General features: G+C 69.8%; 12 protein-coding genes. 5 read left to right on the top strand and 7 right to left on the bottom strand.

Annotated features, from left to right (window positions below):
- Window positions 1–160 precede the first annotated feature (160 nt).
- Complete coding sequence (locus tag AAC944_RS33240; RefSeq protein WP_030608872.1) at window positions 161–1003, top strand: maleylpyruvate isomerase family mycothiol-dependent enzyme; 843 nt, start codon at window positions 161–163, stop codon at window positions 1001–1003.
- A gap of 127 nt (window positions 1004–1130) precedes the next feature.
- Here the strand turns inward: AAC944_RS33240 and AAC944_RS33235 are convergent, their stop codons facing one another.
- Both AAC944_RS33235 and AAC944_RS33230 read right to left on the bottom strand, forming a co-directional pair.
- A complete protein-coding gene (locus AAC944_RS33235; protein ID WP_030608875.1) occupies window positions 1131–2543 on the bottom strand; it encodes an alpha-lytic protease prodomain-containing protein in 1413 nt (470 codons plus the stop codon).
- A 119-nt stretch (window positions 2544–2662) separates the two neighbouring features.
- Window positions 2663–3670, bottom strand: a complete 1008-nt coding sequence (locus AAC944_RS33230; protein WP_078888310.1) for a LysR family transcriptional regulator — start codon at window positions 3668–3670, stop codon at window positions 2663–2665.
- A 231-nt stretch (window positions 3671–3901) separates the two neighbouring features.
- On the opposite strand from AAC944_RS33230, the gene AAC944_RS33225 reads away from it, so the two are divergent.
- Both AAC944_RS33225 and AAC944_RS33220 read left to right on the top strand, forming a co-directional pair.
- The gene (locus AAC944_RS33225) at window positions 3902–4933 is read left to right on the top strand and encodes an AraC family transcriptional regulator (protein ID WP_030608881.1); all 1032 of its coding nucleotides are present in this window, start codon (window positions 3902–3904) and stop codon (window positions 4931–4933) included.
- Between the two features lie 100 nt (window positions 4934–5033).
- Window positions 5034–5867 (top strand): dioxygenase family protein, encoded by an 834-nt coding sequence (locus AAC944_RS33220; RefSeq protein WP_107054073.1) that lies wholly within the window; start codon window positions 5034–5036, stop codon window positions 5865–5867.
- 94 nt (window positions 5868–5961) lie between these two features.
- On the opposite strand, the gene AAC944_RS33215 is transcribed toward AAC944_RS33220, so the two are convergent.
- Entirely contained in the window at window positions 5962–6390 is a 429-nt protein-coding gene (locus AAC944_RS33215) for a VOC family protein (protein WP_030608887.1), read from the bottom strand.
- Between the two features lie 411 nt (window positions 6391–6801).
- Between AAC944_RS33215 and AAC944_RS33210 the strand changes: the two genes are divergently transcribed.
- Window positions 6802–7263 carry a hypothetical protein gene (locus tag AAC944_RS33210; protein WP_030608890.1) on the top strand — a complete coding sequence of 154 codons (462 nt, stop codon included), beginning with the start codon at window positions 6802–6804 and terminating at the stop codon, window positions 7261–7263.
- A gap of 216 nt (window positions 7264–7479) precedes the next feature.
- On the opposite strand, the gene AAC944_RS33205 is transcribed toward AAC944_RS33210, so the two are convergent.
- The 3 genes from AAC944_RS33205 to AAC944_RS33195 all read right to left on the bottom strand — a co-directional run bounded on the left by AAC944_RS33205 (window position 7480) and on the right by AAC944_RS33195 (window position 11956).
- Entirely contained in the window at window positions 7480–8283 is an 804-nt protein-coding gene (locus AAC944_RS33205) for a bestrophin-like domain (protein ID WP_030608893.1), read from the bottom strand.
- Between the two features lie 486 nt (window positions 8284–8769).
- A complete protein-coding gene (locus tag AAC944_RS33200; RefSeq protein WP_030608896.1) occupies window positions 8770–10149 on the bottom strand; it encodes a cytochrome P450 in 1380 nt (459 codons plus the stop codon).
- A gap of 244 nt (window positions 10150–10393) precedes the next feature.
- The gene (locus AAC944_RS33195; protein ID WP_030608898.1) at window positions 10394–11956 is read right to left on the bottom strand and encodes an AMP-binding protein; all 1563 of its coding nucleotides are present in this window, start codon (window positions 11954–11956) and stop codon (window positions 10394–10396) included.
- A 755-nt stretch (window positions 11957–12711) separates the two neighbouring features.
- Between AAC944_RS33195 and AAC944_RS33190 the strand changes: the two genes are divergently transcribed.
- Window positions 12712–13428 carry a TetR/AcrR family transcriptional regulator gene (locus tag AAC944_RS33190; protein WP_051871429.1) on the top strand — a complete coding sequence of 239 codons (717 nt, stop codon included), beginning with the start codon at window positions 12712–12714 and terminating at the stop codon, window positions 13426–13428.
- On the opposite strand, the gene AAC944_RS33185 is transcribed toward AAC944_RS33190, so the two are convergent.
- Entirely contained in the window at window positions 13419–14837 is a 1419-nt protein-coding gene (locus AAC944_RS33185) for an LVIVD repeat-containing protein (protein ID WP_037771412.1), read from the bottom strand. The two genes, AAC944_RS33190 and AAC944_RS33185, sit on opposite strands and share 10 nt — an antisense overlap.
- Window positions 14838–14999: the final 162 nt, after the last annotated feature.

The raw sequence follows: 14999 nt of genomic DNA, 5'->3' as shown, positions 1-14999 counted from the left end.
GTCGTAGGTCAGCATGACCTCGGTCTCCGAGGGACCGGGCGGCGCAAGGCCGTGACGCCGGAACCTGCCGCCGGCCTCGCCCGGATCACCAGGGCTCCGGACGCTCCCGGGCGGGAGTATTCGATGGCGGGCCGCGGCTTCCGGCTGACAGGCTGTGGGCATGAGTCCCGAGTGCAATGGCGTATCCAGTGTTTCCTGGCTGGGCGACCCGATCGACGCGCGTGCGAGGTTCGGTCCGGAGCTCAGGTCGCTGCTCGATACCCTGCGCGGTCTGGCACCCACCGACTGGAGCAGGACGGCAGCCGGGCGCTGGACGGTGCACGACGTCGCCGCACATCTCCTCGGCGACTACTACGGCCGCCTGGGCCACGGCTACCGGAACGGCTTCGCCGAGGGCGAGACGCTCGAGGCGTTCATCCACCGCACGAATCAGGAATGGGTCGAGCTGCACGCCGATGACAGCCCTGCTTCGCTCATCGACGCCCTGGCAGCGGCAGGTACCCAGCTCGCCCGGCGATTCGCCACAGCCGACCTTGACGCGGCCGCTCTGGGCGTGTCGTGGGCAGGAGTCGATCCCGCGCCGGCGTGGCTGGACATCGCCCGGGAGTTCACCGAGTACTGGACTCACCGGCAGCAGATCCGCCACGCCGTCGGCTGTGGCACCGACCCGGAGCCGTGTGCCCTGGCCATGGTCCTCGATACCTTCATGCGCGCCCTGCCCCACACGCTCCGCCGCACGTCAGCACCGCTCGGGGCGCAGGTCCAGGTGATCGCCGAGGGCCCCGCCGGCGGGCGCTGGACGGCGACCGCCACCGCGGACCGGTGGTCGTTGGCCGAAGCGCCGACCGGCCGGCCGGCCGCAGCCGTACTGCTGGACACAGAGACCGTCTGGCGATTGTGCACGCGGAACATCGATCCTGCAGGTGCTCTGGCCCGCGCCCATGTGCAGGGGGACCGTCGGCTCGCCGAAGCCGCGTGCCGGATCGTGTCCATCGTCTATTGACGACTGCTGACGACTGCTGACGACGCCGGCCTGACCTCGGGAATCGTGACGGGGCGGACCGACACGGTCCTCCGACCTGCCGATCCGCCTCGACCCTCTGGGGAGAATCCGCCCTGACTCCTCGCTGTCAGAGGCGCTGCCACAAGGCCGGTACGGCCGGGGGCTGCCAGCCGGGCTGGGCCTGGTGGTCCTGGAGGCAGCGGTAGGTGGCGCCGCCGTAGGTCACTGTGTCGCCCGCGCGGTAGACCGTACCCGCCGACCAGGTGCCGCCCGGGTCCACAGGGTCACCCGGGTCACCCGGGTCGCCGGGCCCGCTGCCGCTCGTCTTCAGGGTGAGGCCGTAGCTCTGCAGGATCGGGTTGACGGGCTGGAAGTAGGTGGTCCCGCCGCTCGTGCAGTTGCCGGATCCGCCTGAGGTGACGCCCTGGGCCTGGCTGCCGGAGAGGAAGGAGCCGCCCGAGTCACCGGGTTCGGCGCACACCGAGGTACGGGTGACGCCGCTGACGGTGCCCTCCTGGTAGGTCACGCTCGTGTTCAGCTGCTGGACCGTGCCGCAGTGCCAGCCGGTGGTCGAGCCGGAACGGCACACCGAGGCACCCACCATGGCCTGTGTGGACCCGGCGACCTGTACGCCCGCACCGTTGACGTACGGGGTCGCCGTCCAGTTGGCATTGGTGGCCACCCACGCCATGTCGTTGCCCGGGAAGACCGACGCCTGGAAGGTGCCCTGAGCCACCCGGTTGGAACCGGTGGTGGCGGTGCCGGCCCGGCCGCAGTGGCCTGCCGTGACGAATCCCTGCTGGGTGCCGCGGGTGACGGGGAAGCCGATCGAGCACCGGCCGCCGCTGCCCATGTAGTAGGCGTCGCCGCCGCGCAGATCGTACAGGGACCGGGGACGCTCGGCGGTCTTCACGGTTCGCACGAGAGCCGGGTCGACCCCGGCCGCCGCCAGCAGGGGACGTACGGCCGCCGGCCGCACCGCCTGCACCACGAGGGAGTTGGACGGGACGTCGACGTACCAGACCGGGGTGTCGGCGGTCGCGTGCCGGGCCGCGGCGCGGTCCAGCCGGACCTTGGCCGCGTCCAGCGAGGCCAGCGAATGGTGCACGACGGCCGCCCGCGCCCCGCGGGCCCGTATCGCCGGTACATCGCGTGCGTCGGTCGTCGCCACCGTGAGCGTGCCGGACTCGGCGCCCCGCACCCAGGCGCCGGCGAAGTCCGCGCCCAGGTCCGCGCGGAGCCGGCCCGCCGTGGCCCCTGCTTCCGCCTCGTTCACCAGTCGGTGTGCTGCCTGCTGCCGGTCCAGATCCAGGTCCCGCTCCATCGCGTGCAGCAGGGCGGCCGGAGCGTCGGCGGTACGCAGTGTCTGCGCGGCGGTGGGCAGAGTCTGCACGGCAGTGTGCAATTTCTGCGCGGCGGTGGGCGTGCCCGGGGCGACCTCATGGCCACGCGCGCTCGCCGATCCGCTGAGCCCGGCCATCAGCAGCGTGCCCGCGGCCGCCAGTGCGGCGCAGGCGGCTGCGGCAGGTCTTGGGAGCATGGGACTCTCCTCGGGTGTCGGTGGGGTGCCGATACCGTAGGGAAGGCCGATCGGACCGCATAAGGTGTCAGCTGACCCCCTGTCCCGGTGTTATGGGACGCGCTGGCCGCAAGGGCCGGTCAGCCGTACCCGGGCGTCTGCCCCGTGCTTTCGCCTGGTGCCGCGAGCCGTTCAGCGAGCCGTTCCGCGAGCCGTTCCTCGAGCCAGGGCCGGTAACTGTCGCTGCCTTCCGCCGTCCTGGCATGCGCGGCGCGCGCCTCGGCCAGCACGGTGGCCGTGGTGTCCGGCTGCTGAAGGGTGGGATGCCAGCCGAGCACGTGCCGCCACAGCAGTGGAGTGCCGGCGAGCGGCCGGGTGGTGACGCCGGGTGTCGTCGGGAACGAGGCCCGGCACAGTCCCACCGCCCGCCCGACCTGTACCAGGTGCACGCAGGACGCGGTATCCGTCTCGTACATGCGCCGGGGGCTGAACCCGGCCCGGGCACAGGCCGCGGTGAAGCAGTCGGCGAAGCAGCCGTCACCGGGCACGCAGGCCCATTCCTCACGGGCCAGTGCGGACAGCCCGACTTCGGCGCACGAGGCCAGCGGATGGCTGCTGGGCAGCATCACGAAGACGGGGTCCACCGCGATCTCCCGCCAGGCCAGCCGCGTGGCGTCGGGTGGAGCGGTGGAACCGCAGGTGCCGGCCAGCACGAAGTCCAGCCGGCCCTCGGCCAGCAGCACGGCCAGTTCCCGTTCGGACCACGTCACGTACGTGGTCACCGCCGCGTCGGGTACGGCCTGCGCCAGCCGGTCCAGCAGCGCGCCGAGGAGCGGACCGTGCGTGCCGCCGAGCCGCAGCCGCTCCGGTCCGCGCCACGTGCGGGCGAACCTGACGGCCTCCTGCTGCAGTTCGCTCACCGCCGGCAGCACGATCCGGGTGCGCTCCAGCACCAGTTCGCCCAGCGCGGTGACCCGCACGCCGCGCCGCCCCCGCTCGAACAGCGCGCCGCCCAGGGCCGCTTCGATCCGTCTGAGTTGTGCGCTCAGTGCGGGCTGCGCGAGTCCGAGCACCGTGGCGGCCTTGGTGAGACTGCCTTCTTCCGCGATCGTTCGGATGGTTCTCAGATGTCGTAATTCCAGCTCCATGAGGGGATGTTGCGGTGCTGAGAGAAGGAGGGCAAGAGACAGGTACGGACCAATAGGCGGTCCGGATGCGGACCAGGAAGGCCGAAGGCGGTGTTCGCGGCCGTACCGCTGTGGGAACGTGACCCACCGAACACCATTGGTCTGTACCTAGACCTACACCTACACCAGAACCCGCACCTGCCCCCGCACCCGCACCCGCACCCGCACCCGCACCCGCACCGAGGAGAAGTGATGCGCAGCACCACTGTCCTGCGAGGCACGCCCTGCATCGCACCGCCGCCAGGAGAGCCGCCCCTGCACAGGCTGGAGTTACCCGGACCCGGCGCGGCACCGTTCGCCGCGGGCTCCTTCGAGGAGATGGGCCCGCTGTCGTGGACCGACCACCCGCACCGCCACACCTTCTACGAAATCATCCATGTCACCGCGGGTTCGGGCGCTCACGTCATCGACTTCGCCCGGTGGCCGGTGCGACCACCGCACCTGGCCGTGATCCTGCCCGGGCAGATCCACCACTGGCAGGGCGACCGTGACGTCGACGGGACACTCGCGCTGTTCACCGAGGACTTCCTGGTGGACCACCCCGGTGACCGCGACGTGCTGCGGCAGCTCGCACGCACCAGCTGGTTCGCCCTGGACGACGAGGACGACACGCGGATCGGCCGGCTGATGGCCGACCTGGCCGCGGAGCACCGGCAGCGCGCTGCCGGGCACGAGTCGGTGTCGCGGGCCCTGCTGCACGTCCTCGTCGTACGCGCCGCGCGACTGCCGGAGCACCGCGGCGGTACCGGACCGTCGCAGGTCACCGGCTCGGCGGCGACGCCCGGCTCGGCGGCGACGCCCGGCCCGGCGGGGGCGGTCGGCCCAGCGGGGCCAGTCGGCGCGGACCGGGCCGCCGTTACCCGGCCCGGGGCGCTGGCCGAGGCCTTCACCCGGCTGACGGCCCGGCGAGAGGCGGTGGCCTGGTCGGTGCGCGAGTGCGCCGAACGGCTCGGGGTGTCCCCCGGCCACCTCACCCAGGCCGTGCGCGCGGCCACCGGCCGCAGCCCGGGCCGGCTGCTGATCGCGGCCCGCGTGTACCAGGCCCAGCAGCTGCTCGCCCACACCGAGCTGCCGGTACGGCAGGTCGCCGCCCGCATCGGATTCGCCGACCCCGCCTACTTCTGCCGGTTCTTCCGGCGGGAGACCGGCAGCAGCCCCGGCGACTTCCGAAAACACCACAGACGCCACCACCAGTCCCTCGCGACGGCGCAGCCACCCGCCTAGCTTCGTTACCGATCCGACGGCCCCCACCCAAGGAGCAGGTATGGACAGCGCAGGTATGGACAACGCGGGTATGGACAGCGCAGGTATGGACAGCGCAGGTATGGACAGCGAGAGACCGTCCCCGTCCGCCGAGTCGCCCCGGCTCGTGCGCCGCAAGACCCTCCTGCGGACGGCGCTCGCGGCCGGTGCCGCGATACCGGTCGCCCTCATCGGCGGCCCGGCCCTGGCCCGCACCCTCAGCTCCACCGGCACCGCACCGCCCCTCACTCCACAATGCGACGACGGCGACGACCCCACGCCCGAGCAGATGGAGGGACCGTACTTCAAACCCCACTCCCCCCAGCGCACCGATCTGCTGGAGCCCGGCATGCCCGGTACCCGGCTGACCGTGAGCGGCTACGTCTTCGGCGGCGCCTGCCTTCCCGTCTCCCGCGCCCTGCTCGACTTCTGGCAGGCGGACGACAACGGCGGCTACGACAACACCGGCTTCCGGCTGCGCGGTCACCAGTACACCGACTCCCGCGGCGCGTTCACCCTGACCACCATCGTCCCGGGGCTCTACCCCGGCCGTACCCGGCACCTCCACGTCAAAGTGCAGGCCCCCGGCCGCCCGGTCCTCACGACACAGCTGTACTTCCCCAACGAACCACGCAACAACACCGACATGCTCTTCGACGCCCGCCTGCTGATGAACGTGCGCAACGGCAACGGCGGCCGTGAGGCGGCCTTCGACTTCGTGCTGGACGTCCCGCAGGACCCCGGCCCGTCACCCACCAGCCCTCCCCCGTCGGGCGGAACATGGGCCACGGGCACCGCATACCAGGCCGGGGACCGGGTGACGCACGCGGGCCGCGCCTATGTGTGCCTTCAGGCCCATACGGCCCAGTCCGGCTGGGAGCCCCCGACGACCCCGGCCCTGTGGCGAGCCGTCTGAACAGGGGTACCGCCGGTGCTGCGCGGGAAGCTCCGCGGGGCGCCCGCAGCACCGGCTCGGCTCCGCCCTGCCGGGCGGATACAGGCCGCTGCCCTCAGTCGATACAGAACTCGTTGCCCTCGATGTCCAGCATCGGGATGCACGAATCATTACCGTCGTACAGCGTGCGTACGTGTACTGCGCCGAGCGGGATCAGTCGTGCGCATTCGGCCTCAAGGACGGCGAGGCGTTCTTCCCCCACGAGTCCGGTGCCGACCCGCACGTCAAGATGCACCCGGTTCTTGGCGGCCTTCCCTTCGGGGACGCGCTGGAAGTACAGCCGCGGGCCCACGCCTGAGGGATCTATGCAGGCGAACCAGGAATCCCGCTGCTCAGGTGGCTGCGAAAGCTTGTAATCATCCCAAGTGGCGAATCCCTCCGGCGGCGGCGGTACGACGTACCCCAGCACCTCGCACCAGAAGCGAGCCAGCCGCTCAGGTTCTGCGCAGTCAAAGGTGACCTGGAACTTCTTGATCTCTGCCATCGACGCACCATACCCAGGGGACTTGGGACGCCGCCGCTCATTTTCCCAGGGCGACGGATGAAGCGAGCGATCCCGGCTGCGATGACGAGGGTGACCTCGATGACAGTGGGTCAGCATCAGGACAAACCGAAGCCTGCCTCGATGATCCCCGCAACGCCCTACAATGGCGCGTATATGCAGGTCAGAACAGATTCTCCCGCCAGTCCGCAGGTCGGCTCTGTGGCCGCGCCCCACTGGCCCGTTCAAAAGTCATGTAACCACGCCGAGGGAGCCGCTACGCACCGTAGTCGCAGGCTTGTGTGACGTTTTGCAAATAGATCTCGTCGTTCGGATTCGACCCCACCCCGTTCGGGTGTCGTCCCTCACCCCCGGCGCAACGGCAAGCAGTCCGGGGCGCTGCACCGGCAGTGAATGGACTTCCTGCTGCTGGCGCCGGACCGCTCCCGTATCGTGATCGAGATCGTGATCGAGATCGTGATCGAGATCGAGGTCAAGGTCGAGATCGAGGTCGAGGTCGAGATCGAGGTCGAGGTCGAGGTCGAGATCGACGGAGTGCAGCACTACGGCCGCCAGAACCCGCCCGATGGCCAAGGGCTGGTCACCTGGACCGCTGTGCCGCGGCTGTACTCCGAGATGGTTGCCGAGGACCGCCGGCTCCGCCTTGCCGGATACCAGATCTACCGCTTCGGCGGCTGGGAGTTCACCGTGTCGGGCGGCGATCAGCTCCGCACGGGCCCTCTCCACCGAACTCCTCGCACGACACGAGAAGCCGGCGCTGTAAGCAGAGGGACCGTCACGCGGCCCCGGCGTGCTGATCTGCGCGCCGAGATCCCTTGTCCGCCGTGCTGCAGCGCGCGTCGGCCCTGCCCGTGACCGATTGCCGCGGAGGCAGTGCGGGCATGGCGAAGGGAACACGTGATCGAAATGGAGCCATGTTGTCCGTGCGCTTCCCTCAGGACCTGATCGAGCCCGCTTCCTCCGCATCCCTGTCCGTGAGCGCCACGGCCGCACCCCGGCGGGCGAAGAGCTCCGCGATGCCGCGTCCAATGGCGCGCGTCCCGTCGGTCACTACGACGGTGCGGTGCGGGCTCAGGCCTTTCGGCGGTCGCCCCGGTCATCACAGGGCAGGTGGGTGCCGGGGGCGTCGGCGTGGAAGTCACGAGCGGCTTGGTGTTCGACGTCGGCGATGGCGGTGGAGCTGACGGAGATGACTCCGCCGAACGGTCTCTCGGCGTCGTGGACGAGCAGCAGGGTGGCGGTGAGCAGGGCCGTCGCCATGGTGAGGGTGACGAGCTGGGGTCGGTTGCGGCGTCTGGGGATGCACAGGGCCAGGGAGATGACGGTGAGGGAGAGCAGGACGAGCATGAACCAGTAGATTGCCGTGGGGATCGCTGCCGTCGACTCCGCCAGGCGTGCCTGGCGGGCCTTGGACCGCGCTTCGTCCGCCGACACGAGCATGCCGAAGCTGCTTTGGTCCGGTCCGATGTCGTGGAAGGTCTGGCGCAGATCGGCGGTCCAGATGCTGGGCACCGCCGAGCCCTTGCCGTGCGACATGGTCGGCCACTCGAAGTGGCGTACCGCCCGGGCGTAGCAGGCGGCATCGGCCTCCACTCGGCGGCGCTGTGCGTCGTCGGGGACGAAGCCGGCCATCTCCACGAGGTGGTCCACCGCGTTGGCCTCGTTCTGCACGGCGTCTTGCGCCTTGTGGAAGGAGGTGGCGGCGGTGGCCAGGACGAAGGCGAGGATCAGCACGGTCAGTGTCTGTACCGGGCTCATCAGGTCCTTCACGGACAATCCGGCATCGTCGGCGTCGGTGTCCCGGCGGCGCAGGAAGTGATGGGCGATGATACCGAGGAGCAGGGCTACAGCGGCCACCACGATGGTGACGGTCATAAGTACGTCTCCGGGAGCGGGGTCAGGGCTCGACGTCGGCGGTCTCTTCTTCCCGTCCATAGCCGGATGGGGGCGACCGGCATGCGGGTCCGCCCACCCGGCCACCTGTACGAGCGACGCTCTTGGGCCCCCTGGGGGTACCGGTGTCCACACGCGACGCCGCGAGCGCACGGACGTGGGCGTCAAGGCCGCGCTGGGACACGCAGTGGTACGCCGCCGACGCCGACTCGGCCCCCGGCCTGCTGCCTGTACCTGCGACATCCAGCGCCGGATGGGCTCCGCATAGCGGACTCGCGACTCGGACAGATGGTGTCCAGTCCGGAAGACGCCTCAGGCAACCGCCCGCTGCCCGCAGCAGCTCTCACCGCGTAGGTACCCTCCCCCCTCGCCCCGATCAAAAGCCCCTCGCTCGGCACATTCCTCAACGGCTTCGTCACCCGGCCGCCGAACGTCACGGACGCGTCATTCACCACGCCGGCCAGAGGGTCATGTGCGGTGGGGACGGGTGTCGGTACCGTGTGGGAGCCGCCGCACCTCTCGGGCTGTCAGGGGCAGGCAGACCAATTGCACCGCGCTGAAGGCAAGTCGCTCCGCGCGGTCGCGTGTACGCACAAGCAGCTTCTTGAACCGGATCCCGGAGGTTTCGGGCGAGCCGAGGGGCGCCAGGCAGCAGAGGCCGCCTCCCTCCAGCGCCCGGGTGTGGCGGATGGGTGCGTGTACGGCGAAAGTGCTCAGCAGCTCCTGCACGATCACAGCCGCCGCTGCCCGGGAGAAGCGCTCGGCGGGGCACTTCCGTCGCCCCCGGCCGAAGCCCACGAAGCCGCCGTCGGCGCGGTTGCGCTGTTCCCATCTCTCCGGGGCGAACGTGTCCGGTTCCGTGTGGCCCATGCGCTGATGCCGACCGATGTCCACCAGGAGCTGAGTCCCGCTCGGGATCGTCACCGTCGGGCTCAAGCAAACCTCGTCCACCACGAGGCGTTGGATCGTGGCGTGCAAGGGGTAAAGCCGCAGTGTTTCCGAGAGGACGTGGTCGAGGTAGCGGGTGTCGCGCTGGATGACCCGCTCGACGATGTGTGCGTGCCGGGATGCGGCGAGCACGGTATGGCAGACGCATTCGGAGAGCTGGATGACCCCGGTGTGGAAGAACACGCCTTGAAGGTGTTTTGCCCTGGAGTCCGTGTCCAGCGTGCTGTCGCGGCCGAAGATGCCGGGGCACCCGCCGCACTCGGTCACCTTGGCGCGCAACAGGCCGAGCAGTTCCAGCCTGGCGGAGATGTTCGTCGAGTGCCGCAGTCCCTTGGAGATCCTCATGGAGTCACGGGCGGAACGGTCGATCAGTGCGACGTGTTCCTGTGACGGCACGTCCCCGAAAATCAGTTCGAACATGATGCGGGAGGTGACGGGAACGGCAAGGTCCATGAGCCGCAGCACACGGCTTGTGGCGTCGGCGTGCCAGACGTCCTTCAGGACCTGCTGGGTGCATCTGTGGGCCAGGGCTGCGATCTCCTGGTGCGGGACGGAGAGGGCGTGAAAGGTCGCCTTGGCCAGCTCCGCGTAGCGGGGGTGATCGGGGTCGATGTTCTCCTGGTGTTCGTTCGCCGGTCTGTGGAAGTAGAGGATGGCGCGGCGCGCGTGGGTGAGTCCGCGGTGGCTTGCGGACTTGTGGGCGAAGAGCTTTTCCAGGAGATGCCCGTGGATGTCCTGGTCGGGGATTCGGATCGTCGACACATCGGCCGGGTCGTCACCTTTGGCGAGCAAGCGGGACCTGTAGAGCGCGCCAAGGCGTGGCTTCGCGGCAATGGCTGTCACCACGGTGGCGGAAGCGGCCGGTGGGATCGCCATCAGCAGGAACAGAAAGACGTTCATGTGGGCTCCGTGGAGGGGAAGCGAGACTTGCACGTGTCCGTTGCCTGGCGGCAGATCGCCACCGGAGAGCCGCACCGAAGGCATGCGCAGTGCGGCAGGTCACGGCGGGAGCGGGACGTGGGCCCCTGTGGCGACAGCCCCTCCCGGCGTCCTGCTGGTCGGCGTTTTCCAGTTCTTCTCGGCGGAAGCACCGGATTCGGTCGGCTCCGGCCTTCAGAACGGCCAGGCAGCCGGTGAATTTTTCTCAGTCTGCAGTGATCTGCTGACGGACCCGGTCTTTGCGGACCTTGCCCAGAGGAGTCCGCGGCAGTGTGGACACGATCGCCAGGCATGCCGGCAGGTACCACTCGGTCATGTTCCGGGCACGCAGGAACGCGAGGAGTTCATGAAGCGAGGGCGGGGTGCCGCGGGGGACCACCACGGCACAGGCGACCTCATGCCCCTCGGCGTCGGGCACGCCGACGATGGCCACCTCGGCCACTCGAGGGTGATCCAGCAGCTCACCTTCCACCTCGGCCACCGGGATCACATAGCCCCAGCCGATCCGGTCGGCCGCACGCGACAGATAGCGCAGATTGCCGTGCCCGTCGGCTTGGACCAGGTCGCCTGTGTCGTACCACCCCTCGTCGTGCGCCGGGCTCCACAGAAGTCGCCGTGTGCGCAGGTCGAACGTGCCGCGGCACAGGCCGGGGCCGCGCACGTGCAGCCGGCCGGCCGGTGGGCCCGTGGTCTCGGTCAATCGGATCTGCATGCTCGGCACGGGGCTGCCGAGGCTTCGTTCGGCCGAGTCCGCGGCATCTTCCGGGCGGGTCGCCGTGACCGTGCCGGACTCCGTCATGCCGTAGATGTTGACCACCCGTGGGCACAGTGCGGTGCGGACGTCCGCGGCAACCGGTGCCGGCAGTGGCGCGGCGATGCTGACCACCTGTTTCAGCTCGCGCAGGTCCCGCGGTTGAAGCCGCTGGGCGTGGGCCAGCTCGCCGAGGCTCCGTGGCGCCGCGACCAGGCAGTTCACGCCGTGTTGTGCCAGCAGATCCAGCCACGCCCCAGGATCGCGCGTGTCGGTGAACACCGAGGGCCGGCCTGTCGCGAGCGGCGCCAGGAGATTGAACGTCAACGCGACCGCATGCGTCAGTTGGGAAACGACGGCTGTCACGCAGTTTTCCGGCATGCGCGCCAGCGCTGCTCGAAGGGCGGCGTATCTGGTGTTGTGGGTGTGGAGTACGGCCTTGGGCCGGCCGGTTGTCCCGGAGGTACAGAGCACCTGGCATACGTCGTCGGCGCGCACTGTCGGGCGTTCGGCGGCGGACAGCGGTACGGCGGACGCGGCATCGCGCAGGAGCGCATCGAGGCTGACGAGGCTCGCGGGCCCGCGCCCGCGGGGATCACCGTCGTCCACGGTGACCAAGAGGCCGGCCTGGGTACTGACCATCGTCACTTCCCGGTCACGAGCGCCGGTGGCCGGTGTCAGGGAGACAGCCGCTACCCCCACCCGGCCACACGCCAGCCACAACGCACCAGCCTCCCACCAGTTCGGCAGTTGCAAGGCCACCACCTGCCCCGGACGCACTCCCCGCGCCCACAGCACAGCAGCGATCTGCTCGACGCGCCGGGCGAGCTCACCGAAGGTGACCGTCACCGTCCCGCCGAGCAGTGTGCGGACGTTGACGTACACAGGACGGTCAGCCGCGGTGCGCGCCATGGCCTCCAGGTCGTCCAGGAACGTACCGTGACGCCACCAGCCTCGCGCGCGGTAGGCGGCAGCCTGAGCCGGCAGTCCTGGCAACGACCTGATCAGCTCGCTCATGGGCTTCCCGATGAGAAGGCGGCAGCGCACAGGCGCCGACCTGCTGGCATTGGCAGATACCATACTGCCGCAAAACCACCGTAAGTGAGCAGAAACCACCATTGGCCACCAAAGAGGTGACTCCGTGCGCCTCATCGATCCTGTTGTGGCTGGACACCCCATCCAGCACCGTCGCACAGGCGGCATTCCGATTCCCGCCGCCGCGCTCCTCCAGACCATGGCTGACCGCTGCGGTCAACTGGCCGCCGGTCTACAGGTCATGGGCTGGTGTCAGCCGAGTGGAGGCTACGGCTTCTGGCCCAGGATCTCCTCGCCGCCCTCCCGGCCCACGAGCGGCCCCAAATGCTGGCCACGATGGCCGCTACCCCCGACGGCGCGATCCTGGCCGCCCGGATTCTCCACCGCTACAGCCGCCCCCCTCGACCGGCACTCGGGCTGGGCCCTGGCAGGGTCGGCTGACGGCTTCACCAAACCTGGCAGGTGGTCAGCAAAGTCAGCATCGGGTCAGCGTTGGTCCGCACAGAGACGGCCAGAGATGGTCACACCCGCAACTCGGGCTCTACCCGACACAGTGGGCCTGACCAGCGAAAATGCTGGTCAGAAGCCACCGGACCGGAGATACTGCGACCTGCCTCGGGCGATCCCCCGCGTCGCCCGAAGCAGGCAGCTTGACCGGATACCTCGCGGGGTGCGCGCGATGTCCGGAGACTCGCTGAGTATATTGGCCGAGAGCCAGTCAACGCAGGAGTTACAGGATGTCCCCCCGCAGCGCATCGGTCAACGAAGAATTGCGGCGGCGTTCCCGGGAGCGGTTGCTGCAGGCGACGGTAGAGCTGGTGGGCGAGCGCGGGTACGAAGCGACGACGCTGGGGGCCATCGCGGACCGGGCCGGGTCGGCGCGTGGCCTGATCTCGTACTACTTCCCCGGTAAGCGGCAGTTGCTGCAGTCCGCCGTGCACCGGCTGATGCACATGTCGCTGGACGCCGGGCTGAGCCGGGAGCCGTATCCGGACGGGCCCGACGCGGGGCGGGAGCTGCTCGCGCGGGCGATCGACGTGATCCTGGGGCTGGCTCAGGAACGGCCCACGCTGATGCGGACGCACATGGCGGGCATCCTGACGGCCGAGGGGTTCATCCAGTGCCCCGAGCAGCAGCGGCTCGCGCAGTTGCTGCGGGAGACGGTCGTACGGTACGGGTCGGCGGACCCTGACACCGATTACCCGCTGCTGCGCGCGCTGTTGATGGGGGCGGTGGTGGCCGTACTGCTGCCCGGGGCGCCGATGCCGGTCAGCCGGCTGCGCGGCGAGCTGTTCCAGCGGTACGGCCTGGACTGGCGGCTCGGGTCACCCCCGGACGGGGAGGCGCCGCCGACGGCGGGCCCGCTCTTGGAGCCGGGCCCGCCGCTGACGGCGCAGCTGCCGCCGCAGCGGGGTATTCACCCGGAGGGGGAAATGCCCGCAGGTCAGCGGTAGTCGGGTTGCGTCTGGACGTTCAGTTCGGACAGGCGGACCGAGCGTGCGCTGTCGGTGCGGCGGTCGTCGATCTTCAGGACGTCGAAGCCCTTGGCCATGTCGTTGGAGTAGATGTGGCCGTTGTAGTAGTACGCGGACCAGGAGCCGCCGCCGACGAGGGTGTCGGCGGAGAGCGGACCGCGCTCGAAGTAACCGATCTCCTTGGGCCGGGCGGAGTCGGTGAAGTCCCAGACGGACACGCCGCCCTGGTACCACGCCTGGACCATGATGTCGCGGCCCTTGGCCGGGATGAGCGAGCCGTTGTGCGCGACGCAGTTCTCGGTGTCGGCCTGGTGGCGCGGGATCTTGTAGTAGCTGCGGAAGACCAGCTTGCGGTGGTCGCCCTTGCCGACGATGTCGTAGATGCCGTCGGCGCCGCGGTTCGGGCCGATCTCGGCGTTGCAGGTGGCGGCCCCGCCGCCGCCCAGTTCGTCGGTGAAGACCACCTTCCTGCCGCTCTCGTTGAACGTGGCCGAGTGCCAGAAGGCGAAGTTCACGTTGTCCTGGACGCGGTCGATGACCTTGGGCGCGGCCGGGTCCTTGATGTCCAGCAGGATGCCGTCACCCATGCACGCACCGGCCGCCAGCTTCAGCTTCGGGAAGGTGGTGATGTCGTGGCAGCCCGTGGTCTTGGAGACGCCGGGGTTGGTGGCGCCGCCGGGGTTGCCGCCGTCGGGGAAGAGCACGGGGAAGTCGACGACCGCGGCCTTCTCGGGCGCCGAGCGCGGCACCTTGATGACCGAGATGCCGTCGTGCGGCGGCCGGCAGTCCGGGAAGGCCTCGCTGGGTGAGTAGGAGGAGACGTAGACGTAGACGTTCTTGCGGTCGGGCGCGAGGGTGTGGGTGTGCGAGCCGCAGGCGGTCTCGACGGCGGCGACGTACTGCGGGTTGCGCTTGTCGCTGATGTCGAAGATCTTCATGCCCTCCCAGGAGGACTTCTCGGTCGCGGGCTGCGTGGTGCTGCTGCAGGAGTCGTCGCTGCGCGAGGAGTCGGTGGAGAGGAACAGCAGGTCACCGGAGACGGAGACGTCGTTCTGCGCGCCGGGGCAGAGGACCTGGCTCACGGTGCGGGGTGCGCTGGGCCGGGAGATGTCGTAGATCGCGAAACCGTCGTAGTTGCCGGCGAACGCGTACTTGCCCTGGAAGGCGAGGTCCGAGTTGGTGCTCTTCAGCGCGGTCTTGGGGATGTTGGCGAGGTGCCGGACGTTGTCGCTGTGGACGATCTCGTCCACGCCGGGTATCTCACCGTTCTTGATGGCCTCCTTGGTGTCGGCCCGCTGACCGCTGCTCACCTCCCGCTGTACGGACGGGGTGTCGCCCGGGTCGGGGGTGGCGGCGGCCGGTCCGGCCGCGAACAGCGAGGCGACCAGGCCGCAGGCGGCGACGGCCGCGCGGAGGTGTCCGCGGCGTCCGAGGCGCCGTAGCGCGCGTGGTCTTCGTACGGTGGGTCTGTGCGTCGACGACGTCACAGCGTCCTCCCTTGAGTCCGTCCGGGTGGGAACGGTTGTTCTGGGCCTGAGTCCGGCCCTGGG

This window comes from Streptomyces sclerotialus (assembly GCF_040907265.1).
Classification (GTDB): Bacteria; Actinomycetota; Actinomycetes; order Streptomycetales; family Streptomycetaceae; genus Streptomyces; species Streptomyces sclerotialus.
This window is presented reverse-complemented; position numbering and strand designations above follow the sequence as displayed.